At 58.0% G+C, this 257-nt stretch carries 1 pseudogene; it reads left to right on the plus strand.

The annotated features are described in order from the left end of the window. Positions 1-257: pseudogene (locus tag A3730_RS10980) on the plus strand (branched-chain amino acid ABC transporter ATP-binding protein); the annotation flags it as partial.

The raw sequence follows: 257 nt of genomic DNA on the forward strand, positions 1-257 counted from the left end.
TGGTGGCCATTGGCCGCGCCATGATGGGCCGCCCGAAAGTGTTATTGCTGGATGAGCCCTCGCTGGGTCTGGCGCCCCTGGTGGTCAAGCAGATGTTTGAAACCATCAAGGGCATCAACGAGCAGGGCACCACGGTTTTGCTGGCGGAGCAGAATGCCTTCGCCGCACTCAAGATTGCCCACCGTGCCTATGTGATCGAAAACGGTCGCCTGGTCATGGAGGGTGATAAAGACGCAATGCTGGGTAACGAAGCCATT

This window comes from Alcanivorax sp. HI0044, assembly GCF_001634945.1.